General features: G+C 38.3%; 20 protein-coding genes and 1 pseudogene. 15 read left to right on the forward strand and 6 right to left on the reverse strand.

Annotation, left to right across the window (positions count from 1 at the left end; genetic code table 11):
* Nucleotides 1-9 precede the first annotated feature (9 nt).
* The 4 genes from HJP15_RS02700 to dps all read left to right on the forward strand — a co-directional run bounded on the left by HJP15_RS02700 (nucleotide 10) and on the right by dps (nucleotide 6,029).
* Nucleotides 10-2,514 (forward strand): FtsX-like permease family protein, encoded by a 2,505-nt coding sequence (locus HJP15_RS02700; RefSeq protein WP_170173016.1) that lies wholly within the window; start codon nucleotides 10-12, stop codon nucleotides 2,512-2,514.
* 64 nt (nucleotides 2,515-2,578) lie between these two features.
* The gene (locus tag HJP15_RS02705; RefSeq protein ID WP_064435302.1) at nucleotides 2,579-3,967 is read left to right on the forward strand and encodes a sigma-54-dependent transcriptional regulator; all 1,389 of its coding nucleotides are present in this window, start codon (nucleotides 2,579-2,581) and stop codon (nucleotides 3,965-3,967) included.
* Complete coding sequence (locus tag HJP15_RS02710; protein ID WP_170173017.1) at nucleotides 3,954-5,309, forward strand: sensor histidine kinase; 1,356 nt, start codon at nucleotides 3,954-3,956, stop codon at nucleotides 5,307-5,309. The genes HJP15_RS02705 and HJP15_RS02710 overlap by 14 nt, the downstream gene beginning before the upstream one ends.
* A gap of 204 nt (nucleotides 5,310-5,513) precedes the next feature.
* Nucleotides 5,514-6,029, forward strand: coding sequence for a DNA starvation/stationary phase protection protein Dps (gene dps / locus HJP15_RS02715; RefSeq protein WP_054203454.1), 516 nt, complete (start codon nucleotides 5,514-5,516; stop codon nucleotides 6,027-6,029).
* 49 nt (nucleotides 6,030-6,078) lie between these two features.
* Here the strand turns inward: dps and HJP15_RS02720 are convergent, their stop codons facing one another.
* A complete protein-coding gene (locus HJP15_RS02720) occupies nucleotides 6,079-7,518 on the reverse strand; it encodes a DKNYY domain-containing protein (protein ID WP_170173018.1) in 1,440 nt (479 codons plus the stop codon).
* Nucleotides 7,519-7,723: 205 nt separating this feature from the next.
* Here HJP15_RS02720 and HJP15_RS02725 point away from each other — a divergent pair, with 205 nt between their 5' ends.
* Both HJP15_RS02725 and HJP15_RS02730 read left to right on the forward strand, forming a co-directional pair.
* On the forward strand, nucleotides 7,724-9,454 hold the full coding sequence (locus HJP15_RS02725) for a SulP family inorganic anion transporter (RefSeq protein WP_170173134.1): 1,731 nt from the start codon (nucleotides 7,724-7,726) through the stop codon (nucleotides 9,452-9,454).
* A gap of 281 nt (nucleotides 9,455-9,735) precedes the next feature.
* The gene (locus tag HJP15_RS02730; protein ID WP_054203456.1) at nucleotides 9,736-9,969 is read left to right on the forward strand and encodes a hypothetical protein; all 234 of its coding nucleotides are present in this window, start codon (nucleotides 9,736-9,738) and stop codon (nucleotides 9,967-9,969) included.
* A 93-nt stretch (nucleotides 9,970-10,062) separates the two neighbouring features.
* Here HJP15_RS02730 and HJP15_RS02735 read toward each other — a convergent pair whose 3' ends face one another.
* Complete coding sequence (locus HJP15_RS02735) at nucleotides 10,063-12,117, reverse strand: prolyl oligopeptidase family serine peptidase (RefSeq protein WP_212760614.1); 2,055 nt, start codon at nucleotides 12,115-12,117, stop codon at nucleotides 10,063-10,065.
* 302 nt (nucleotides 12,118-12,419) lie between these two features.
* Complete coding sequence (locus tag HJP15_RS02740) at nucleotides 12,420-12,755, reverse strand: zinc ribbon domain-containing protein YjdM (RefSeq protein ID WP_054203488.1); 336 nt, start codon at nucleotides 12,753-12,755, stop codon at nucleotides 12,420-12,422.
* A 303-nt stretch (nucleotides 12,756-13,058) separates the two neighbouring features.
* On the opposite strand from HJP15_RS02740, the gene HJP15_RS02745 reads away from it, so the two are divergent.
* Entirely contained in the window at nucleotides 13,059-14,615 is a 1,557-nt protein-coding gene (locus HJP15_RS02745; RefSeq protein WP_170173019.1) for a sensor histidine kinase, read from the forward strand.
* Nucleotides 14,615-15,292 (forward strand): response regulator transcription factor, encoded by a 678-nt coding sequence (locus HJP15_RS02750; RefSeq protein ID WP_054453754.1) that lies wholly within the window; start codon nucleotides 14,615-14,617, stop codon nucleotides 15,290-15,292. The genes HJP15_RS02745 and HJP15_RS02750 overlap by 1 nt, the downstream gene beginning before the upstream one ends.
* 30 nt (nucleotides 15,293-15,322) lie before the next feature.
* Here HJP15_RS02750 and HJP15_RS02755 read toward each other — a convergent pair whose 3' ends face one another.
* Both HJP15_RS02755 and HJP15_RS02760 read right to left on the reverse strand, forming a co-directional pair.
* Complete coding sequence (locus tag HJP15_RS02755) at nucleotides 15,323-16,186, reverse strand: delta-class carbonic anhydrase (RefSeq protein WP_502706965.1); 864 nt, start codon at nucleotides 16,184-16,186, stop codon at nucleotides 15,323-15,325.
* 200 nt (nucleotides 16,187-16,386) lie between these two features.
* A complete protein-coding gene (locus HJP15_RS02760) occupies nucleotides 16,387-16,635 on the reverse strand; it encodes a hypothetical protein (protein WP_054453752.1) in 249 nt (82 codons plus the stop codon).
* A 300-nt stretch (nucleotides 16,636-16,935) separates the two neighbouring features.
* On the opposite strand from HJP15_RS02760, the gene HJP15_RS02765 reads away from it, so the two are divergent.
* Nucleotides 16,936-18,444 (forward strand): NYN domain-containing protein, encoded by a 1,509-nt coding sequence (locus HJP15_RS02765; protein WP_170173021.1) that lies wholly within the window; start codon nucleotides 16,936-16,938, stop codon nucleotides 18,442-18,444.
* A gap of 127 nt (nucleotides 18,445-18,571) precedes the next feature.
* On the opposite strand, the gene HJP15_RS02770 is transcribed toward HJP15_RS02765, so the two are convergent.
* A complete protein-coding gene (locus tag HJP15_RS02770) occupies nucleotides 18,572-19,885 on the reverse strand; it encodes a hypothetical protein (RefSeq protein WP_054453747.1) in 1,314 nt (437 codons plus the stop codon).
* A 797-nt stretch (nucleotides 19,886-20,682) separates the two neighbouring features.
* Here HJP15_RS02770 and HJP15_RS02775 point away from each other — a divergent pair.
* The 6 genes and pseudogenes from HJP15_RS02775 (at nucleotide 20,683) to HJP15_RS02800 (ending at nucleotide 25,639) form a co-directional block, all read left to right on the forward strand.
* The gene (locus HJP15_RS02775) at nucleotides 20,683-21,831 is read left to right on the forward strand and encodes a PA0049 C-terminal domain-containing protein (RefSeq protein WP_170173022.1); all 1,149 of its coding nucleotides are present in this window, start codon (nucleotides 20,683-20,685) and stop codon (nucleotides 21,829-21,831) included.
* Between the two features lie 797 nt (nucleotides 21,832-22,628).
* The gene (locus HJP15_RS02780; RefSeq protein ID WP_170173023.1) at nucleotides 22,629-23,309 is read left to right on the forward strand and encodes a CsgG/HfaB family protein; all 681 of its coding nucleotides are present in this window, start codon (nucleotides 22,629-22,631) and stop codon (nucleotides 23,307-23,309) included.
* Nucleotides 23,309-23,656, forward strand: a complete 348-nt coding sequence (locus HJP15_RS02785; RefSeq protein ID WP_170173024.1) for a DUF4810 domain-containing protein — start codon at nucleotides 23,309-23,311, stop codon at nucleotides 23,654-23,656. The genes HJP15_RS02780 and HJP15_RS02785 overlap by 1 nt, the downstream gene beginning before the upstream one ends.
* A gap of 1 nt (nucleotide 23,657) precedes the next feature.
* Nucleotides 23,658-24,338, forward strand: coding sequence for a DUF799 domain-containing protein (locus HJP15_RS02790; RefSeq protein WP_170173025.1), 681 nt, complete (start codon nucleotides 23,658-23,660; stop codon nucleotides 24,336-24,338).
* A gap of 154 nt (nucleotides 24,339-24,492) precedes the next feature.
* Nucleotides 24,493-25,011 (forward strand): annotated as a pseudogene (locus HJP15_RS02795) (PA0049 C-terminal domain-containing protein); the annotation flags it as partial.
* Between the two features lie 154 nt (nucleotides 25,012-25,165).
* Nucleotides 25,166-25,639, forward strand: a complete 474-nt coding sequence (locus HJP15_RS02800) for a YqhA family protein (RefSeq protein ID WP_054203463.1) — start codon at nucleotides 25,166-25,168, stop codon at nucleotides 25,637-25,639.
* The last annotated feature ends 32 nt before the right edge of the window (nucleotides 25,640-25,671 follow it).

The following is a 25,671-nucleotide window of genomic DNA, read 5'->3' on the forward strand; positions in this document are numbered from 1 at the left end:
GACAAAATGATGTCATTAGCTATCGAGTTAAAATATACCGCACGAATGTTACTAAAAAAGCCAATGTTTACTGCTTTAACCATCTTGATTGTCTCAATTGGCCTTGGTTTAACACTTTACGCCTATTCAATTTTAAATAATTTGGTGTTTAAACCCATGACCATGAATGGCGACACGCCACTTGTCGCCATTGAAGCTAAATATAATTATAACCATCAATACCGAATGCAAGCAGATCCTTTTCATTTACTGCAATTAGACCAACAACTAGGGTTATTTACAGATGTTGCCTATTATTATGAAGGAACGACTATTGCAGGAGGCGCAAAATCAACCAATAGTAAGCTCCAACAAGCAAAAAAATATAATGCAACTTACACCAGTTGGAATATTTTTGAAATTGCCGGTGTACAACCCATACTGGGGCGAGGGTTCGCACCTGAGGATTTTTATGACGGTGCGGAGTCTGTATTTGTACTCAGTTATGAAATATGGCAACGAGACTTTAATAGCGACGCTAAAATAGTTGGCCAAACAGTATCACTTGATGCCATGCCCTCACGTGTAATTGGTGTTATGCCTGAAGGCTTTTCATTTCCACAATATGCACAAATATGGCAACCTTTGGGTCCTGATTACTTAAACCCAATTGAAGCAACCAGAAACAGCGCTTTTGGTATTGCTCGCCTAAAACCAGATGCCACATTCGCACAAGTCGAAGCCGGGGTTGCCTCTTTCAATACGCAAATTGAGCCTGAGTTAATGAAGGATTTTCGTTGGAGACTCAGCGATAACGGCGAATACCTAATTGCAAAACCCTACAAACACGCCAGTATTGTGCAGTATTACACTATTTTTGTTGCCTTGTTTGTTGTGGTATTTCTTATATTAACGCTTGCCTGCATCAATGTAAGTAACTTACTCCTTGCACGTGTAAACGAACGTCTAAAAGAGGTCGCGATCCGTGTTGCTCTCGGTATTCCTAGAAAACGTTTAATTTTACAAATGCTGTGGGAAAGCGTCTTTATATGCTGTACTGGTGGACTGTTTGCATTGTTATTTGCCGCTTACGGATTAGAAGTCAGTAACGAAATACTTAACGCCAATTTTACTGTCGAAAATAAAAAGCCATTTTGGTGGGATCTATCACTTGAGCCAAGCGCTATAGTGCTATTAATCGTCTCTGTGGTGTTAATGATTGCAATCACTGGCCTGCTCCCTGCGATTCGCTCGTTATCAAATGATTTTAATGCAGTGATACGAGATGGCACACGAGGTGCTTTAAGTAAAAAAGCAGCTAAAGCTGGCAGAGTGTTAGTCATTTCTGAGATTTTACTGTCCTGTGTTGTATTAGTCATTGCCACTATTTTACTTGTCACAGGTTACTCTGCAGGCACCGCTGATTACGGTGTTGATACCGACAAGCGCCTTACAGCACAAGTACAACTGTCACCTGAAAAATACCCTGTAAGATACGATACTGAGTTTGAATACCAAGACCGTATAAATCGTTCTGATATGTACTATAAATTAAAGGAAACACTTGAAGCCATGCCAAGTATAGAAGCCGTCTCTTTCATGTCACAACTACCTGGTCGAGGGGAAGGCACCAGTTATTTTGAAATTGAAGGACGCGCCGCACAAGTTTGGAATGAAAACCCTTACAGTAATAATGAGCTCGTTGCCCATGATTCATGGCGAGCCATTGGCATGGAAATAATTCAAGGTCGTGCTTTTGATTACCGAGACCGAGAAGACGGTGCGCTTAGTATTATGGTTAATCAAACCATCGCCAAGCAGTTTTTTCCAGAAAATGATGCCATTGGTCAGCGTGTAAGGCGTGTTAATGCAAGGGGCGCATCTGACGATTGGTATACCATTGTTGGCGTTGTATCTGATACCTTTCATGGTTCAACTATGCGATCCTCTAGTGCCTCTTATAACTCCTATCATTCAATGGATAACATTGGTCCATGGCGGCTATATGTCGCATTACATTATCAAGGCAATGAAGCTGCTATTAAGCAAGCCCTAATGGATGCTGTAAATAATGTTGACCCTGATCTTGGTATTTATCATATACAAAATTATGACGATCTAATTAATCAACCAATGTTACTGGTGCTGTCAGTGAGTAAAATATTTTTACTGTGCGGGGTAATCGCTGCATTTTTGGCAGCCAGTGGCATTTACGCAATGGCTGCAAATAGCATTACTCAGCGCACTCAAGAAATTGGTATTCGCAGAGCCCTAGGCTCACCTGATAATGACATTATTAGATTATTTATGAATCAAGCCATTAAGCAGTTAGCTATCGGCCTTGCAATCGGTGTTTGTCTGTCGCTATTATTAGTCAGTACCATGACTAATACATTAGTGATAAGTAACACCAGTTATGTATTAAGTCTAATTTGTGTCCCATTATTAATAACAGCAATGGTCTTATTAGCTACCTTTATACCCGCTAAAAAAGTGATCAAAATGGAGCCCAGTGACGCATTACATCACGATTAATGCTTAATATTTCTTTTATGCGAACAGCTCTAAATAAGTTGTTCGCTGTTAAAATGGTAAACTAATGACACCAAATACCCCATCGATACTCGTCGCTGATGACGATGCTAACGTACTCATCGCTTTAAAAATGCTACTTAAATCAGAAGGTTTTGAAGTAACCACCGTTGAAAAGCCGTTTGATGTATTACAGCTATTAAAACGAAAAGACTTTGCCTGTGTATTAATGGATTTAAATTATCACCGCGATACCACATCCGGACACGAAGGATTTGAGCTACTTACTGCAATTAGAGAGCTTGACGAACAAGTCCCAGTCATCGTTATGACCGGGTTTAGTAGCATTGATATTGCCGTTGCATCAATGCAATTAGGGGCTGTCGATTTCATACAGAAACCGTGGAAAAATAACGACCTAATTACCAAGGTTAACGCACAAATCAAACTCAGTACTTTAACCCGCCAAGGACAACGTTTAACCCAAGAAAACGCCTTACTTAAACAAGAATCACAACTACCAAAAAGCCAAATAATAAGCCAATCTTCTGCAATGCAGTCGATCATCAACCAGCTTGAACGCTTAGCTCTCAGTGATATGAATATTATTTTTACTGGCGAAAATGGTACAGGTAAAAGTATGCTCGCTAATTATTTACATCAATGTTCTGCCCGTGCCCAACAAGCATTTTTGTCCGTCAATATGGGGGCTATTAGCGAAAACTTATTTGAAAGTGAAATGTTTGGTCATATAAAAGGCGCCTTTACTGACTCCAAAGAAACCCGTATTGGCCGTTTTGAAATGGCTGATAACGGCACTATTTTCTTAGATGAAATAGCCAACATTCCATTATCGCAACAAGCAAAATTATTAAGGGTGCTTGAAGAGCGACAATTTGAAAAAGTGGGGAGCTCTAAAACCCAAAAAATTAATGTTCGCCTAGTCTCAGCAACCAACGCTGATTTACCTAGTTTGATTGAACAAGGACAATTTAGGCAAGATTTGCTATACCGACTCAATACTGCCGAAATACGCATTCCTGCACTGCGTGATCGCACTGCTGATATACTTCCTTTAGCCCATTATTTTCAAACACAGTTTTGTGAAAAATACCGCTTATCGTGCAAACCGTTTTCAAAAGGTGCCATTAAAGCATTGCATAGCTATCATTGGCCCGGCAATATCAGAGAATTAAGCCATATTATTGAACGCGCATTATTTTTAGCCCAGCACGATGAGATACAAGTCAGTGATTTAGGCCTAGCAACACAAGATAAGCCCGAAGCATTCGCGTTTGATGAAGCAACATTAGACGATATCGAATCACATGTAATTAAAAAGCGCCTTGCTTTGTTTGATAATAAAGCCCACGAAACAGCGCTATCTTTAGGTTTAAGTCGCAGCGCATACTACCGACGTTTAGATAAATATAAGTTACTATATGACGAAAATTAAACGCAAAATAGTAAAGAGCTACGAAGGCGATATTATACGTTTAGTGTTACTAGCAACTGCTTTACCAAGTGCTTTGTTATTTTATTTTGTCATATCAGCAGGTATATCAATTTACTTAAAAATACTGATTATACTTTTTGTAGTTATTGTTACCGGCTATAGCTGCTTCAGTATCTGGCAAAAAATAACCTACCAATTACGCACATCTATAAACATTATCGAATCCGTTATTTTTGGCGATGGCACGACGCGCCCTGTTAGTCGATACAAACAAGGTGCGCTTGCTGAGTTTAACCACACCCTTACAGGTTTATCGTCGGCGATTAGTACACACAAACAAGAGCTAAAAGAACAACAGCTACTATTAACAAAAATCATCAATCAAATCGATGTTGCCATTATTACCACTGATCATAATAACGCGATTGTTTTAATGAACCCCAGCGCTGAAAAGCTTTTTGCCTGTCGTTTTGAAGCCGTTATCGGTGGGCCAATTAATCAGTTAGGTTTGCAAGATGCGTTAAACGTGGGTGGTCAAAAGGTGGTTGAATTTCAATTAAAGCAGCACCGTAAAAAAGTGTATCTGCACGTTGATAAGTATTTAGTTAATACCCAAACACATAATTTGATATTTATCACGGATATTCAGCAACTGCTGCGCGAAGAAGAGCGAATTGCATGGCAACGCTTAGTGAGAGTATTAAGCCATGAAATTAATAATTCATTAGCGCCGATAGCCTCAATAAGCGAGTCTTTAGCAAAGCTCACGAGGGCCGATTTAACCCAAGCAGACAATAAAGCAGATTTACATCAAGGCTTATGCGTTATTTCAGAGCGCGCGCATTCGCTCAATACATTTATTAAAAGCTATCAGCAATTATCTACCCTTCCACCACCAGTAAAGTCTCTTATGTCTGTCGCTGATTTTATCCACAGCACCACGGCTCTTTACCCGCAAATAAACTGGCAGTTACCTAAAAGCCCAGACATCTCCTTTTTTGTTGACTGCCAACAATTACAACAAGCGTTGGTAAACTTGATCACTAATGCAATTGAAGCTTCAAACACAAACCAATCAGCCAGCAATAAAGAAGCGATTAGCTTAACGTTGCAATGGAAAATTAGTGAGGGAAAGCTATTAATACAACTACTGGATTCAGGCGTTGGAATAGCGAATATTGATAACTTATTTGTGCCATTTTACACCACTAAAACCCAAGGTAGTGGTATAGGGTTAGTACTCAGTCGGCAAATAGCCATGAACCATGATGGCGATCTACACATAGAAAATCGTGATACTCAGCGCGGCGTACAAGCCACGATTGTTCTACCTACACGTTAATATAATTATCTTGTGAAGTTTGCAGATTTTACAAATGCCTGCAAACTTTTCATAAAAAAATTATATAAAAACAATCACAGTGATAAGTTAAAGTTCCAACCAATTGTATTTAAATAGATTTAATTTAAACTCACCCTCGGCATGACCATTGCTTTATATCCTATAGATTATTTAAAGCATCAATTTATTTAAGCAGGAGAAATTATGAGTAATAGTAAAGTTGCTGAATTTACAGCTCCCGGTATGACTAGCGAATCTGCAACACGCACCATTGATCTACTCGATAACCGCATGGTGGCCCTGATTGATTTACAACTGACTTTAAAGCATATTCATTGGAACGTAGTAGGTCCTAACTTTATTGGCGTACATGAAATGCTTGATCCGCAAGTGGAGGTAGTTCGAGAAATGACCGACACCATCGCTGAGCGAATTGCCACGCTAGGTGGTGTGCCAATCGGTACTCCTAAATCCATTGTCGATCGCCGCTCATGGGAAGATTATTCAATTGGCAAAGGCTTGGTAAAAGATCACCTAGTAGCACTTGATAAAGTATATAACGGCATTAATGGTGATCACCGCAAAGCTCTTGAAAAGCTATCTGAATTAGATCCTGTGTCTGAAGACATGATCATCGCACAACTTGCTGACCTTGAGCAGTTTCAATGGTTTGTTCGTGCGCACTTAGAGTCGTCAACTGGGGAACTAAAAACCAAATAACCCCCATAATACCCAGACAACCCTGCCCGTAGTGCAGGGTTTTTTGTCGCTATTTTTTACCTACGCGCTCAGCTTCTTTATAAAAATAATAATCGTCTTCGCAGTCATATTTATCATAGTCTCGATGACTTATAGTAAACGTTTTAGGGTCAGCTCCAAGTACTTTTTTCTCGTGCCAATACACGGCATCAGCATCTTTTAGCAGCTTATCTCGATTAACAACTTCCATGCTATCAAGATCTACCCCATGTATTTTATGGTGACCAAAATACACTGTTTTTCCGTCACAGCCATACATAGCAAACCGCTCTAATAGCGCAAACTCCTGTACATCAACAGATTCCAATTGCGTGCCTTGATAGTAAACCGCATCAGTCGTTTTTAAAAAATCATTGTTGCTTAGCTCTACTCGCTCGTCGCTATAAGGACCAATAAGCTGTTGTTTAAAATATAGATGATTTTTATCGCTGGAGTAATTTCCGGATGGAGATAATAATGTAAAATGTTCAGGCACTACTTTTTCTAGTGGTTTAGCTAAGTAAAAAACCTGCTGTGAGTCACACCCAAATGCAAAGTTACTTAATAGCTCAAACTCATTAGCTTTGGCATTAGGTAATTCCTCAGCCCCTAAATACACTTTACTATCAATAATAAAGTAATCGTCGTCGAGTACTTTTAGTGTATTAATATCTTTGTATGGCACGCATTCAAGCCATGTTGTTGTATTAAAAGAACCATCAATATCCTGCTCATATTTACCTTGATGCCAATATAAGTGGTTATCGTCGTATATGTAGCGCTCATCAAATGCTTTTACTCCAACGCCACTGACAGCCGTTCTATTAAACATATCATCGCATTTAATAAACACGCTATGTTGATCTTTCACTATAGACTCAGTTAAATGTGAAAACGTGTCGTAACCGATATTCTGGCGTACAAAGTTATAATAATGGTGGTTGCAGTCTTTTGCCCAAAAATCATTCATTAAGATAAATGTGGCAGGATCTGCACCATCTAGAATGATGAACTGTTGTTCTGGTCTTAATTGACTCGCCATGGCAAAAGACACGCTGCGCTTATGAATAAAAACATGGTATTTATCGCGAATAACATCGTGCTCTATAATTTCAAAGCTATCGTAATCCACTTGACCTGAAATAACATGGCAACCGTAATAAAGCTGATACTTATCTTTTGCAAAGTTACGCGCGATGACTTCAAATGAATCAATATCAGCGCCTTCAACTAAGCTATTACCGAGTGAAAACCAGTTTCCCATTGGAGAAAAACGGATCTGCTTTTTATTGACCGAGTAATAATATGAATCCGAGCGTTCACTATCAACAGGTCCTGAAAAAACCATTGACGGGCTTACTAAAAAATTAAACAACGTACTCTTATTTTTAAGCGTAGGAAATAGTGAGTTCAAAAGTTGTAGCACGGCAAAAAAAGCAAACAATACAAAAATACAGGTCCAAAAATCCATTTTAATATCTCTATCCATAGGGGAGTAAGCATCTTAACTCAAATTATATTTAAGCTAAACTTTCGTCAGCCAATCAATCATTTTCTGCTTACATAAAAATAGGTTATTTTATATAACCTAAGTTATTGCTATTAAGTAAAAAAACAGACTCTGCGCTATACTGATTAGATTAAATTTACTACCAAAGTGTAAAAAGGAAGCTATGCTGCTCTCTCGTTTATATAATTTTATGCCCGGCTTAAATACGTTACTTCACTATGAACGAAAATGGTTTGCTGATGATGTAAGAGCTGCACTCTCTGTCGCAGCGGTGGCATTACCAGTTGCGATTGCCTATGCACAACTCACCGGTGTTAACGCTGCGGTAGGTTTATACTCTTGTATTTTACCGATGATCCTTTACGCATTATTTGGCACTTCAAGACAGCTCATCGTCGGACCTGACGCAGCAACTTGCGCTGTTATTGCAGCAGTCGTTACACCACTGGCAGCTGGTGATAGTTTCAAGCATTGGCAACTTGTTGTCACCATGACTGCAATGACCGGCTTTTGGTGCTTTATTGCAAGCCGCTTTAAGTTGGGAGTATTAGCTGACTTTTTATCTAAGCCGATTCTTATGGGTTTATTAAATGGTGTCGCGATTACTATTATTGTTGGTCAATTTTCAAAAATACTTGGCTTCACTTTTGATGAAAAGTATTTATTGGAGCGTTTAGCCGCAATACCAACATACTTATCCCATACTCATATTCCAACTCTTTTAATGACCTTCTTTACAATTGCTGTTTATTTTACAATGAAACGCCTAAAGCCCACCTGGCCTGCATCTATGTTCGCCATAGCATTTGGCGCAATACTCGTATGGCTGTTTAATTTAAAACAGTTTGATATAAACACTATTGGAACTGTTACAGGTGGATTACCGGTATTTCACCTCCCCGTATATGATTTTGGGATTATTCGTGAGCTGGTGGTGCCTGCACTTAATTTAGCTATTGTTAGCTTTGTAAGTATGATGCTTACTGCGCGCAGTTTTGCCGCAAAAAATGGTTACGACATAGATGCTGATAAAGAATTTAGAGCACTGGGTGTTGCTAATATTGGCTCAGCTTTATCACAAGGCTTTGCTGTCAGTGGCGCAGACTCACGCACTGCTGTTAACGACGACTCTGGCGGTAAAACACAGTTAGTGTCAATCATTGCAGCTGGCATAATCGCTATCATTGCACTGTTTTTAACAGCCCCCCTTGAGTTTATTCCCAGCGCAGCTTTAGGTGTGGTGCTTATTATTGCCTCTATTCATTTATTAGATTTAAAAGCTGTATGGCAATTAAAACGCAAAGACAAACACGCATTTTACCTTGCCTTAGCAACCTTGTTCGCCGTGCTCTTTATTGGTGTAATACCGGGGATCACACTTGCTGTACTATTAGGTTTATTTCAATTTATTCGAACTGTAATGCGCCCAACAGACAATGTGCTCGGCGTTGATGTAAAAGGCGTAGTAAGAAGTTTAGACACCACAGATAAAGCAAAAGCCGTACAAGGTGTATTTATTTATCGGTTTAATTCTCCTCTAACCTACTTTAATGCAGGCTATTTTAAACGCAGGCTTCTTGAGCAATACGCACGACAAAAAGACGACACACAGACACAATGCGTGATTATTGATGCTGTGCCCTGTTTTACGCACTTAGATTTAAGTGTCATGGCAATGCTAGCCGATTTAGATGTGATTTTTAAAAAGCGCGATATTCGTTTAGAGCTTGCAGGCAGAAAGCGCCAGCTACTTACGTGGTTTGAAATCGCAGGCATGACAACTGGCAAAGAAGGGATCTACATCCACTCAGACCTATATGTTGCCCTGCGAAAAAACAGCGTCAGTCAGCCTATTAAACAAGTCGACTTATTTGGAGAAAATCAAATAGCGCCTTAGTAATAATAAAAACACACTGCTTAATGGATGAAAAATACTCATCCCATTAAACTCAACAATAAAATTATTTGAGTGGTGGGTATAGCGCTATATCAACATTAAATAATAGTTTTTGCCAACGGTGGCCTTTTATCTTTATTGAGTAAAACAAACCAATCAAGTCAACACCTTAAATTGTATGATTTTCATTCGACGATATGAAAACTATTCAATATTAAAGCCAAACTCACAGTGCTAAGTTTTTATTACCCAACAGGGTAAACAATCAATAGGAAATAATAATGAAGAGATTTATAACATTGAGCCTCGCTTTTGCAGTGACACTAGTTACTACAACTAGCTTTGATAGTGAAGCCGCGAATAAATATACAACGTGTAAATATCAAAAAGTTGCCGGTGCCCCTCACGAGCCAAATACAAGAACCAAATATTTTTCAGGTCATGTTCAATGCCCTGCAAACTTAACAACAGGCGAGGGTTATCATAGATTAGTATCACAAGTGCATAACAACTAAACTTAATTCTTGAATTCAAAAAAAGATAATATATTGATTATAAAATAAAAGGTCAGATATTAGCCTGACCTTTTATTTATTTGGAAGTATGCTCTACTTTAATCTTTCCATAAGATAAACATAGCTTAAACTACTCACCATCGCGCTTTGCTCATTATTAGCAGCGCCAGCATGACCACCTTCCATATTTTCAAAGTAAAGAACTTCAAGACCCATGCCTTGCATTTTTGCTACCATTTTACGTGCATGTGCAGGGTGTATACGGTCATCACGTGTAGAAGTAGTAAAAAACACTTTTGGATAGTCTGTTTCCTTTTTCAAATTATGGTAAGGCGAATACGTTTTAATATAATTCCATTCACTTGCAACATCAGGGTTTCCGTACTCCCCCATCCAACTAGCACCAGCTAATAACTTATTGAAACGTTTCATATCAAGTAATGGGACTTGGCAAATAACCGCATTATATAAATCAGGTCGACGTGTAAATGCAGCCCCAACTAATAAACCACCGTTGCTACCACCTTGAATTCCTAAGTGTTTTGGTGACGTTATTTTTCGAGCAATCAAATCCTCTGCAATAGCTTCAAAATCTTCAAAAGCTTTATGACGATTCTCTTTTTGTGCACTTTGGTGCCAGCTTGGTCCATACTCTCCGCCACCGCGAATATTCGACAATACATATACACCATCATTAGCTAACCAGTTCTTTCCTAAACTTGCTGAATAATAAGGCTGCATTGATACCTCAAAACCGCCATAGCCGTATAACAAGGTAGGATTTTTACCATCGAGCTTTAGATTTTTGCTATGAACAATAAAGTAAGGAACTTTAGTACCATCTTTTGACGTTGCAAAATGTTGTTTCGATTCATACTTACTTGCATCAAAGTGAGACTTTGCACTTTTTATTACTTTAGGACTGAGGTTTTTACCATCAACTAAATACAAACTTGAAGGTGTTAAAAAGTCAGTGTAGTTTACGAAGAAATCATCTTTATCTGGATCTGTATTGAAGACCGAGATACTTCCCGTCGTAGGAAAATCGACTTGCTCTATTTTCCATTCATCATTTTTAGCTGGGGTATAATGATAGAGTTTGTTTTTTACATCTTCCATTACAGTGACTAAAATAGCTGACTTTGTAAAACGAAGGCTTTCAATTGAAACGCGCTCAGTAGGTTTAATAAAACTGATAAACTCAGCTTTGTCGGCAATTAAAGAGTTGACGTCAGTATAAATAACCTCCGCTTGCACAAATTTTTTCCATGGCGATTTTAGCTGTACAAACACTTTATCGTTATTTAATCCGACTACAGACGCATCATTAGGAAGATTAAGCTTAACGAGTTTATCTTTTGCTAAAACATACATGTCACGCGTATAAAAACTTGTACCATCATAAATCAAATGATGCGTTTTATCGCCGTCATAAGCCGTATATCCCCCTGCTGATACAGAACTTTTACTCGCAGTAAATACTGTTTTTGCGGACTCTAATTTGGTGCCTCGCTTCCACAACTTTACTACCCCTGGATAACCAGAGTCAGTCATTGAACCTTCGCCAAAATTAGTACCAACAAATACTGTATTTTCGTCATACCAAGAAATAGATGATTTTGCTTCTGGTAAACTAAAACCATCTTTAACAAATGACTTGGTGCTAATATCAAACTCTCTTACAACGGTTGCATCCGCACCGCCACGAGATAATGATAATAAACAGCGCTGATAGCGAGGGTAATGGCAATTCATACCTTTATATACCCAGTTTTCATTTTCTTGCTCAGCTAATTCATCTAGATTTAAAACCGTTTCCCACTTTGGTGAATCTTTTTGATATTCAGCAAATGTAGTACGGCGATAAACACCACGAACATGTGTTTCATCACGCCAAAAATTATAATAATAACCCGCACGTTCTGCGGCATACGGTATCCGCTTTTTGTCATTTAAAATCGCTAACGTGTTATCAAATGTTGCTTGATAGCTTTTCTGGGATTTAAGGTGCGTTAAAGATTCATCGTTTTGTTTTTTAACCCAGTCAAGAGCTTGTTTACTTTCAACCTCTTCTAGCCATAGAAAGGGGTCTTCTGTGGCAAAAGTATTCGTTATTATTAACGAAGAAGCGATCAGTGCAGTACGCAATATATTTTTTCTTTCACGTCATTTCCTTCTGATTAAAAAAACCACTTTATAGCAACCAGTACCTGCAATCAACACAATTGCGAATGCCAAATATCATACTTTGGCCTAGACACCCAAGTCACCTCAAGATGAGAACATCGTTGGAATTAGGAACATAAAACAACTATTTCGTAATCGCTTAGCTGTAAAAATTACACAGCAAGGGATAATATAATTACTTTAATAGTCACATATCATAGGCTCTGCCTTGTCTAAAAGCCTAACATGCTGCTGTAAACTCAACCTCAAAAAATAAACAGGTCCTACGCTTTTTTCACAAACTTAGCCGTTATCATCATTTCGCCTACCCCATCGACCTTACAATCGAGCTGATGGTCTTTCGTATCTTTAATCCAACGGATCACCGCTTTGGTGCCAATTTTAATAACGAGCGAGCTGGCTTTAATTTTTAGATCTTTAACCACAGTTACTTTATCGCCCTCGGCTAATAAAGTGCCATTGGCATCTTTAACGTTAACTGCATCTTCTAAGGCATCACTGACAGGATCCCATTCATGTGAACACTCAGGGCAAATCAATAAAGTGTGATCTTGGTATACATATTCAGATTGGCATTTTGGGCAAAGGGGTAAAGACATAAGTAAGCACGCGTAAATAAATTTTCGATTATAATAATCACTCACACTGAATTTGTCTATTTGTAGACCTTACGTGCAAAACTCTTGGAAAACACTTTTGCTTACTCACCACTTACTTAGCTCTTTACCTGGGGAAAATGGCATATCCACCTTTTGAATAGGCTGTTAGCGTTGAAAATAGCCATCGTAGAGAGGTTTATTATCCAGATTTTTGGTTAATTACAATACAACCCTAAGTGGCTTTTATTGCGTCGTAAAAGCCTTACATGTACCCTTACCTGACTTTTAGAATAAGTAACTATTATGTATAAGCGTAAACTTTTTTATTTTGGCCTAACAACCGCCTTCTTTTTATTTTTGGCCCTGCTTAGCACCGCAATATCGTCGCATTTAACACGTGAAAATTTATTACAAAGTAATATAGCGCACTCATTACTTGTAGAGCATGAAAAGCTATCAAGTATTTCATACCGACTTTTTAAACAACTGACCGATGAAATAATTTTTGGCCAAAATGCCAACCAAGCTTACGTACGTAAAAAACAAAATTTAATTCAGCAGTCACTCAATCAAATTAAAAAGCTCGAAATTGAACAACGAAAAGCACTTGGTATATCTTTTACCAAAGGAAGCATCGAAGATACAGATGAGCTTGTACGGATGATTGATGAAATCACCATTGAATTTAGAGCGGTTGTGAGCAGCGGAAATAAAGCACCGTTAAATCAACAGGCACAACTAAAACGCTTATTAGAAGTAACCATTGATGATCAGTTTAGAGAGGCTATCAATTCAGCCGTGGCTCGCCAAACCCGTGTTGTTACAGCAATTAATGCCAAAATGGATATGCTCAACACCACTATATTATGGTTTGCTATTGGCCTAGGCGCTCTTTCTATTCCACTAATATTATATGGCTGCTATTGGCTTTTTAACCAGCTTTATCAGCCTCTTATACTAATTGCTAACGCAACAAATTCTATTGCGCTGGGCCACTACCAAAAACCTATATCTGTAAAACTAGATGATGAGTTTGAAGAACTTGCCACCTCGATAAATCAACTCGCTCTGCGCCTTCAAGAGCATGAAAACAATGCAATACAATCTAGAAAACAATTAGAACAAGAAGTAAAACAACGTACCAGTGAACTCACTGAAGCCAACCTTTTATTAACTAAAATTGACTCAAGGCGTCGTCAATTTATTGCCGATGTTTCACATGAATTACGCACACCATTAACGATAATCAGAGGTGAAGCACAAGTAACACTGAGAATGCAGTCTGTATCGGTTGATGACTTTAACCAAACACTAACCTCAATACTCGGACAAGCCGTGGGTCTAAGCCGTTTAGTTGACGACCTACTACTGTTAACACGCGCAGAGATGAACCAAATAGGCTTAGAGGTTTTACCAACCCAAATAGTGCCATTAATAAGAACTGAAGTTGCTAAATGGCAAAAACTGAACCTAAGTCGCAGCATTGCATGCGTAACTCACTCAAATCTAGACGATTTAGTCGTAACAATAGACACTCAAAGAATACTGCAAGTGCTAGCAATTTTATTCGACAACGCCATTAAATACTCAAAATCAGATCAACCCATCGACATCAGTCTACATAAAACAGAGTCACTTATTACGATTACCATAAAAGATCATGGTGAAGGGATCTCTGCTGCTGAAGTTGATAATATTTTTGAACGTTTTGTGCGCTTTAGTAAACACAGTGAAGGCTTAGGTTTAGGGCTACCAATCGCAAAAGCCATTATTGAAGCTCACGATGGCAGCATTAGCGTTATATCTACCCAAGGACAGGGATCTGTATTTTCAATCTCTTTACCTTTAGGACATGTATGATGAATATATTACTCGCAGACGATGAATTACCTCTATTAAATTTTTTATCGCGAGGTTTACGAGCTGAAGGCTATGAATGTACAAACCTAAATGAACTACACGAAGTGCTCCCGTTTATTAAAAAGCACTCCCCTCAACTAGTGATCCTCGATAGGCTATTTGGTTCACAAGATAGTTTATCAATACTCGAAGCTATAAAAGCCTTACCAACCCCCCCCATGATTTTGATGTTAACTGCACTGGATGAAGTATCTGAACGCGTTAAAGGACTCGAAATGGGCGCTGATGACTACCTATGTAAACCTTTTGATTTTGATGAGCTATTAGCCCGTGTACTCGCATTAAAACGACGCATGAATACATCGCAACAGCATAATCAAACAACACAAAACATCGGTTCACTCGCTTTACTGATCCAACAACGTATAGCGTTACTCAATGATAAAGAGTTACCGCTGACAAAAATTGAGTTTGAGTTATTGCTTTATTTTGTTGAAAATCAAGACAAAGTACTATCTCGAGAGCGAATATTGAGCCGTGTATGGCAAACCTATAATGAGCCAAATACTAATATTGTTGATGTTTATGTTAGTAAATTAAGAAAGAAAATAGAAAGCGAACCTGATTTAACTATCCAAACATTGCGCGGAAATGGTTATAGAATGAGTCTAAAATAGCGCGAGCGGGTCACTCGCGCTTTAATTATATTAAAGTGAAATAGGCGATAACAACTTAGGGTTTTGCACTAAGTTTCGCACAGCGTGGGCATGATCTTCATTAAATACATTATCATTACACCACTTACCAACACTGTTAATATCAACCATTGCAACATTAGGTCGGACGCTCCAGCTCACCTGTAACGGTGACGCTTTTTCATTATATGATGGGCCAGTAGTCGATCCTAGGTATTCAACAGGCACCCCCATATTAGTTGGTATATTAGGCGCTTGGTAATAGCCATTTACTTTTTCAACATCAGTAAGTTGTGAAAAGTTAAGCGCATTTTTATCATTCGCTAAAACAATCACCTGCCCTTCAACTCTCAAGCCCGGATTCATCGTACTTTCAGCTAAACACGCGCCTAATGTTGGCCCTGGTGTAACTTGTGCTGATGAATAAACAAAGTGAACTTCTAGCGTATCACCTACGTTTAATGAATCCCCCTTTGCAGAACAAATATTACTATTAACGGGTTTTAACTGGGCTGCTGATAATTTACCATCATAGATATAACCGGTGTGATGACCTTTCCCATCACCGTTGCCTGCAAAAGAGGTAAACTCGCCACCTTTATGCTCTGCATTTTTATGAAAATGAATATTACATAAATTAAGATCGCTACGGCTAGGCGCAGTACCAAAGCTACGTAAATTAGTTCCGTAACCTTGATCTATATCACGTGGTGATTGTGGCCCAAAGCCTTTGCCATTCGTGTTTTTTTCAAGTGCTACGCGCTGCTCTGCAATCACACTATCACTCACTGTTTTTGCACCAGCCATAGCACTCGTTAAAGTAAATGCCGACAAGCTAATAATACATGCACATTTTGCAATCATTGTTTTTTTCATTTTTTTCATTTTCATTTATGCCTTTTGTTAAAGTTCATAAACTCATGTTATTGAAAGTATCTAAAAAAAACTTATAGGGAACATTAAAATTAGATTAAAACTAAGAGAGTAATCGCACCAACATCGCAGCGATTAATAATTGAAAATGAAATGGTAACCTGACTTGATATTCAAGCTACCTGAAAAAACAGTTCGGCCCATTAATGTGATTTTTTAGGCCCTCGGCGAACCAAATCTTTCCCATTTTCAAATACATCCTGTGTTACCCAGCGACCTAATAACAACTTATGCTGATCATCAAGCACAGCGACAAACGGGCGACCATTTGTATTATTAGTGGCCAATGCCACACCTGTTACATTTTTTAAACCCAAGCCGCCGTTATCAATTAAAAATAAAAAGGCTTCAAGTTCGTCAAGTGTATCTATTACATCATTATCGTTAATCATGTTCATTACTTATTACTTATTAATGGACATAGAATAACAGTTATGGGAAAGAGGATAAATAATAACAAGCTTTAACGCCTGCAAAGAAGAACATTAATTAATCAAAAAAGACTTCCGAATAATCAATTTTTAAATTAATTATACAAATTTACCCATATACTATATCGACTAGCAGAACTGTCATAATTTTCAATTAAAGGTCCAAAATTTCACCTGAAAATTATTAATACAAAATAACTTGATCAGCGTAATCAACTAGAGGATGTTTGAAGGGTAATAGCAAAATAAATAGGGTAAAACATGTCTAAACTAAATAGTGCGCTGTTCATTGATTTCGATAATATATTCATTTGCGCTAGCTATGAAGAGATCGGACATTTGTTTATTGATAAAATATCCTCATGGCTCAAAGAGCTCAGTCAAACCCGACATTTTAATGTTAAACAAGTCTACATGAACCCTATCTCATTCTCTCAATATCGACAGCCATTTTTAGAGCATGGATTTAAAGTAATCGACTGCCCACCCGTTACGACTCTTGGTAAAACAGCAACGGATCAAGAAATAGCGGTCGATGCAACTATGTGCTTGATAACGCAGCCTCATATAGAGGAATACTTTATCATGAGTGCCGATGCCGATTTCACACCGGTTTTACGTAATGCCCGTGCACTTGGTAAACAAACCGGGATCAGCTTTGCAGGAAAAGCTAGTAAGTGCTACCTATCAGTTGCAGACTCCGTTTATAAACTCAATGAGCTTATTGGCTATACACAAAATGATCTACATTTAGAGCTAACACACACTCCACCGCTTCCCAAATCAGTAAAGCATAAATTAGAAAGTAAGTTAGTGTCCTACTTAGCAACAATTAAAAAACCGATTTACATCGGTAATATTACAACTAATGGTGCACTAGAGGATATCGAAATTCCAAAACATCGCTGGGGGTTTAAAAATGTTACGCAGTTGCTCAAACACCTTAATTTGCACCCTTATAAATCTGATTCCTCCTATCTATATGACCCTGCTTATCATGCTATAAAAGGTAACTATCCAGATGCGCAAATTATTACGCTAACACCATCTAATAAATTAAATAATACAACCAAACTAGTCTTGTGTGACACTGATAAATCCAATATAGCTGATTGGTTAAACACTCAGATTACACTAACGAATAAGCCTATTCATGTATCTAATTGCATACATAACACCCCATTATCTGAGTTTATTGCAGCAAGAAAACAATATGGCTTTAAGACAATATCTTTGCTTATTGCTAGCTTGAAACTAGATGAATTATGCTATCATAGCGGTTATATTTTTCATCCCAAAAAACATCTCATCACGGGTGCTCACCCCAACTGTGTGATTATTAATTTGCCTCATGATGAGACATCAAATTCACAAGCTTTAAATGAGCAACCTGTGACTTCGTTAAACGATAAATTACAAAAAGTACTTGATAGATTAGAAATTCCTTTATTTAATAATAACGTGTTTACGCGCATTTTTTCTGTTTTGTCTAAAGGTATTGCGTTAAGCCTTTATTGCCCAAAAGCACTGTCAAATTTTGTCACTGAGGAAGTCGTTAAGTCAGGTAATACTGTAAAAACGAAACACATTGAAAATATCATTACCCACTTGCAGAATTCGGGTCATTATTTTTCTGATAATGACTGTACTAAAACACTCACAAATGCGTTTTTAAAATATTTACGCGAACAGTGCCAAGCTTTAAATATTCCACTCACCATCAAAGAGCAAGTACAAGTAAAAAGCTTTTTTATAGCGGATAAGCTGTAATTAAAGAGGTAAATACAGGCGTATAAAAAGACGAACTTATTTTCAAAAAAACGATATGGCTGTTCTATCTTTCATTTCAGTTGCAAAAATAACAAAGGCCACGAGAACGGCCTTTGTTATTTTTATATTAGTCTAGCTGTGCACTCATAAATAAATACACATAATTACTAAACTCAGGTTTAGTTATATGCCCACCTTCAGCTATCGTATCTAATAATTTTGCATAGCTTTGAGCATCAGTCGCATTGCCACCATAACCATATAGCAATAAAGTTAACTCTTCCAACACCACTTGGTCTACAGGTTCAGGAAAAACACTGCCAAAAGACAAGTTAGGGATTTGCCCTGAAACACCGCCACTGATATCCCAATCAAATCGAGTTTCAGCTGCATCACTCACCAAAAAGCTATAGCCCCAGCGCGCTCTAGCAAACCTCTCATCGACATTACTAAAATCAAAGTTTAACTGCGAATCGTTTGCAAACTGCATTAAATCGAAGCCCAACCCCGATGATATCTCTGGTAAATCTGTAGGTATATAACTGCCATCAGCATTGACACTGCTTCGAGCGTAGCTGTTGAAGCTCACTTCTACATTATTCGCATTACTTTTTTGTGAGTTAACTTGAACATAAAAGTTATGCTCAGTAACTGTTGGGAATACGAATAAAGAATCATCACCACTAAAAGATACGAACTGTACAAACTGATATTTACTCGCCTCTTCGATATAACCTCTTGTGCTAGAATAGCCATTTTCTTGAGTTTGCTGTACGGCCACTTCTACGCCTTCATGGCTAAAATCAGCTTCGGTCAATTTGATAACTTTGGAATCTTGAGGTATTGCTATTACGGCTGCTTTAGCTTCAACAGCAGATTCAGTAATTGCCGTTAAATAGAGTTTTTCTTCACCTGGGCAAATATATACTGTATCTGTAAGCTCATTCCCTGCTTTGTATACTTTATAGTAAGCTGCAATATCACCTAGGTTTATTGTATCCACCCTATATTCCTCACAACCACAATTTTGATTGTAGTTTTCGAAATAAAACTTACCTAGGTTGTTTCTATTTTCAATATCAAGCTCTGTTAATATCTGTGTGTATTCTTCTTGCTGATAGTCCGTCACATCACCTAATACTGAAAGATGCTTAGTGCCAGTGGGTAATTCACCAGAAAATAGGCCTTGTTCATCCGTTTTTGCTGAACCTATTGAGTTACCATCTTGATTATGAAAAACGATGTCAGCTTGGTAAGGCGTATCAATCTCGCATTGATAAGAAAGCGCTTGTAGTGAAATAGTCTGTGCTTGATTAGAATTCCCACCATTAGAACCAGGTGTTGTAGGGGTCGTATTATCACTATTAGATGATGACCCGCCACATGCTGTTAATGCTACTGTAAGTGCAGCCACAAGCGGCGTAAGTATATATTTATTCATTATTAATCCATTCAGTTTTTATGCTATTTTTATTATCTCAGCTAAGAGCGTGCTATAACAGGTTGAAAGTTAAAGAATTGCAATAAATTGTAAACAAAAGCGAAAATAAAGTTACTCAAAAACTTACCCATTACTGACCTTAACCTATACGCAGCATAATACGCCTTCACTTAATTATTAGATCAGTCAAAAAGCAATCTGTGCATATTATTTTCATCGCAGCTCGTTTGATTAACCCCACCAACCCCACCAACCCCACCATTAAGCACCAATAGCTTTTTAGTTTTAGCTACTTAAAACTTTACCTTTTACACACCAACCTATTCTTTCTTGATTTATACCCAAGCCACCTCAAGATGCAGAATTCAGCGTTTCACAGAGGCTTAATATCAAGGCGTTACTTTGCAATAATGGCAGTCCCTTTTAAGAAGTAACAACGATGAGAGTGAACACCGGTGAAACGCCCAACGGGTTGGCTTAAAAGCGATTTATACAGCGTTATTCTTATAAGGGATTGATTTTAACAATAGAACCACTATTATTTGCAATCAATGCCTTGCCTAAATCGTTTTTAATTCCAACGACGCTCGCATCTTGAGGTGGCTTGGGTATATGATAGTTTTCTAACGGAGCTCATTACTAAATTTGCCTAAGCTAGTACAAAGGTATACCAACTCTGCATATGCTCACTTCCCATCTTGGCTTGTATTAACCGGCACTCAGCGATTTTATTTGCACCAGCAACGCATTAATAAGATAGTAAGTCTAATAAATAGCGCTAACCGCATAGGACCTCCATGATCAAACAACTATTAGCCACTAGCTTAATGCTATCTTCTTTTTCTACCTTGAGCGCTAACTTAACAGTTGAAGAGTTACGCCTTGAAAAAGCCGCAACAGCAATGCCACAGGTTTTAGCTGCATTTTCTGATGATTTAACGCAATTTGAACACAGCTGGAAAAGCCTAAAAAACTTCAAGCAAGCAACAGACTTAATACATGATTACTCAAGCCAACTTTGGCAAGACGCTAAAACCCGTATTGTAACCAGTAAAAGTTACGATGATCGCGAACTATACTGGGCTCGCTTACTTTCGAGCAAAGTAATTCGCACCACAAAAACTGAATTCCCCTTAACTCCAGCACAGCAGAGTACCCTGTTAACTATGTTAGAAAACGGCAGCCGTGGCCGCACTGATCTTGCCTACTCTAAAAGCACCGCAAAGAAGATTTTACTGACTGGTTTTGACCCATTCTTACTTGATCGAAACATCAACCAAAGTAATCCATCTGGCGTAGCCGCATTATTATTAGACGGACAAGTGATCACTTATAAAGGCATTAGCGCAGAAATAAATACCGTGATGGTGCCTGTGCGCTACGAAGATTTTGATCAAGGCATTATTGAAGCCCTACTTGCACCTTACTACGCACTAAATAATGTCGATATGATAGTAACTGTAAGTATGGGGGGTAAAGACTTTGACCTTGAGCGTTTTCCGGGCAAACGCCGCAGCGTCACCGCTCCAGACAACGCCAATATTGTTTATGGTGGCACAGCAACAGCCCCTAAAATACCAAGCTTAAACGAGCGCCCGCTACCGGGTAACGAATTTGTAGAATTCAGCCTACCCGTTACACAAATACAACAAGCTAAAGGGCCATTTACCATAAATGATAACCACAAAGTCATTACACTTGAAAAAGCATTTGAACCCAACAGTTTGAATAAACTAAAAAATGCCATTGCAGTAAAAGGCGGTGGTGGTGGCTACCTATCGAATGAAATTTCGTATCGCAGTATTCGCTTGCGTAACGAGTTAAATTCAAGCATTCCCACCGGGCATATCCATACTCCACGCATTGCACAATTTGAACCAGAAACAGAAGCAAAGATAGTTAAACAAATTCAAGCAATGTTAGAAAAAAGCCTAGAAGCCTTATAGAAAAAGTATTGCACTGACCCTTATTTACTCTCGAGGTTAAATTTACAGCTGCATGTTTATTTTTTAGACAAAGTGTTGATTGCAAATAATAGTTAGCCCCTTGTTAAAATCAATAACGCAGTATAAGCCCTATTTAAACCAACTAGTTAAAGACATCACTAGGGCGTGTTGACCTTTCGTGATTAATTTTGCAGCAGTATGTTTGGTATTTAGGCAAGGCAGCGCCTATGGTGTGTGGTGTTCCCGATAAATAGGCGATAACGCAGTATAAATTCCAAACATGCGCTGCCCAAAGGATTCTTCCTAGGGGCGATTGACTCTTTGTTACCTACATGGATGTAGGTAAGCGGCGTGAGCAGGCGCGGAAGCTTTGCTCGATTTTTACTTAGCCCACTAGGTTACAAACCTCGCGCCGCGATTAAATCGCCTCTAGATTGAACAAATTTCAATAAACAAAGGTCAACACGCCCTAGCACTTGGTTACATCTATGCTACATCGTAAAAGAGAATAGCATTCTCGCAATGTGCTTTCTTGACACTAAAGTCCAATGAAACAAAGTATTATGCACTTCTAGATAGCTTGAATAAGTATTTTCTATGCATAACCCATACTATTTATTGAAAATAAATAGTATGGGTTATGCATAGAAAATAAATAACATTGCCATTTTGTTCGATTTTGTTTATAAACTAATATGAAATAGCACATTGCACTAAAAACTCACTTACAGCATAAAAATCAATCGCTTGAGAGGTAAGTGATTCTCCAATACCACCTTTTATGGAAATAATAAATTATGGATATAAGCCAGAAACCAATAAAAACAATTCTAATTGCTACACTTACTGTTTCAACTTTAAGTGGTTGTGCCACAACATCGTCAAAATCAATTGAAACACCAACAGTTGCAAGCTACAACACTAATTACTCTGGAGCTAAAAGTAAATTGGTTGTTGGAAAATTTGTTAACCGTTCTAGTTTTCAAAATGGAATTTTTTCTTCCGGCCAAGATCGTTTAGGTAGTCAAGCTAAAACAACTTTAATGAGTCATTTACAACAGACAAATCGTTTTAGTGTGCTTGACCGCGATAATATGAAAGCACTCGCTGAAGAAGCTAAATTAACAAGCACAAAACAAGTAATAAGCGGCGCTAAATTTGTTGTAACTGGTGACGTAACAGAATTTGGGCGTAAAGCAATTGGCGATCGTCAATTATTTGGCTTACTTGGTAAAGGTAAATCACAAATAGCATATGCCAAAGTCACACTGAACGTTGTTGACGTAACGACTTCTGAAGTCATCTACTCTGTACAAGGTGCAGGCGAATATAGCCTATCAGAGCGCGAAGTTATAGGATTTGGTAGCACTGCATCTTACGACGCAACATTAAATGGTAAAGTTTTAGATTTAGCCATTCGTGAAGTTGTTAACAAACTTGTAACCGGTCTCGAATCTGGTCAATGGGGCAATAAATAGTGAAAAAAATAATCATTCTGGCATTAGTCTTTATGACGCTTACAGGTTGCAAGACAACTAAAGAGCCTATTTATTATTATGGTGAATACAATACTGCCTTATACGCTTATTTTAAAGCAGATCAAGTGACTATTGAAGAACAGATTAGCATGCTGGAACAAGTTGTTACAGATGCTGCAAACCAAAGTAAAACGGTTGCTCCTGGACTACATGCACATTTAGGTATGTTGTACTTTGAAACAGGTGACACAGTATTAGGTACGACACATTTTGAAACTGAAAAGTCACTGTTTCCAGAGTCAATCCAGTATATCGACTTCCTTCTACTTTCTGCTAAAGGCTCTTAATATGTTTAACTTAAAATCAATTACGACCATAGCATTAATAACATTACTTGCAGGCTGTGTTTCGCCGCCACCTCCGCACGACTACACCGCTTTTAAGCAAGCTGATCCTCACTCAATTATTATCTTGCCACCGCTTAATAATACACCTGAAATTATTGCCTCTTCGAGTGTTATGACACAAATGGTTGCGCCTATTGCGGAGTCAGGATTTTATGTCTTTCCTGTTGCTGTTGTTGAGCAAACATTTAAAGGCAATGGCCTAACTGTTGCTAGTGATGTACATAAAGTGCCAGTAAAAAAATTGCATGATATTTTTGGTGCTGATACTGCACTGTACATCACAATCGAAGAGTACGGTACCAACTACGTTGTTATTTCAAGTGAAACCGCAGTGACAGTTTCGGCTTCACTGGTTGACTTACGTACAGGTGATGTACTTTGGAAAGATAAAGCAAGAGCTTCTTCAGCTGAGCAACAAAGTAATAATAGCGGCGGCGGACTGATTGGTATGCTTGTTGTTGCTGCAATTAACCAAATTGCAGAAACAGTAACTGATAAAGGTTTTGAAATTGCAGCCATTGCATCAACCCGCTTACTTTCATCAGATGCATACAACGGTCTATTACATGGCCCTCGTTCGCCTAATTATGGCAAACCAGTTGTAAGTGAAAAGAAACAATAATGATCTTTACGCAACACATAATTAAGCGTTGCGTCATTCATTTTAAGAAAGGCGAATTCACATAAATTCGCCTTTTTATATAAAATAAAATCGTCTTAGTTTAACTAAACAACTCAATATTTGGTCAGAGCAAGATCCATGCCTGACACTCAGCTATTTATTAAATAATGTCGATATGATAGTAACTGTAAGTATGGGGGGTAAAGACTTTGACCTTGAGCGCTTTCCGGGCAAACGCCGCAGCGTCACCGCTCCAGACAACGCCAATATTGTTTATGGTGGCACAGCAACAGCCCCTAAAATACCAAGCTTAAACGAGCGCCCGCTACCGGGTAACGAATTTGTAGAATTCAGCCTACCCGTTACACAAATACAACAAGCTAAAGGGCCATTTACCATAAATGATAACCACAAAGTCATTACACTTGAAAAAGCATTTGAACCCAACAGTTTGAATAAACTAAAAAATGCCATTGCAGTAAAAGGCGGTGGTGGTGGCTACCTATCGAATGAAATTTCGTATCGCAGTATTCGCCTGCGTAACGAGTTAAATTCAAGCATTCCCACAGGGCATATCCATACTCCACGCATTGCACAATTTGAACCAGAAACAGAAGCAAAGATAGTTAAACAAATTCAAGCAATGTTAGAAAAAAGCTTAAAAGCATTATAACGAGAATCATAAACCACTATTAGCTTTACCAAGCTGGTAGTGGTTCAATCAAATTCCCCACGCCCCCCAAAACGAATAAATAAAAATACCTATTAAGTAAACTTTGTTAAACTAAAATTCGTATAGGCATTAGTAAAGTTATAAGTTGGATAACATGGAAAAGATTTTTCAAAATAGTCGATTTTTAGTCATCATAGCCGTAATCACCGCAGCATTATCAGCACTGCTGGTTTACGTGTCATGCATTAATATTGTGTTTAATATAGTAAAAATAACTATATTCAATTTGCCTGACTCGGCTAAAGGTGGGAAAGAACTCATAGTAGAGTTACTTAAAATTCTCGATTTACTCTTAATCGGGATCACATTACAAGTTATCGCCATCAGTTTGTATCGTCTATTTATAGCGCCCCCTAAGTCAAATGAGATTCAATTTTTAGCCGCATTCCACATCAAGGACTTTCATGACTTAAAAATAACACTCGTGCAAGTCACTTCTGTCGTACTGGTTATCGTATTTTTAGAGCATGCTGTTGAATTTGGCGGCGCCTTAGAGACTCTTTATTTAGGTATTGCTACCGCCGTTGTAATCGCCGCTTCTACATTTGCATGGCGCTCAATGAAGTAGCTCATATACCCAAACCACCTAAAGATGCGAGC

Origin of the sequence: Pseudoalteromonas sp. NEC-BIFX-2020_002, assembly GCF_013002825.1 — a bacterium.
Lineage (GTDB): Bacteria > Pseudomonadota > Gammaproteobacteria > Enterobacterales > Alteromonadaceae > Pseudoalteromonas > Pseudoalteromonas neustonica.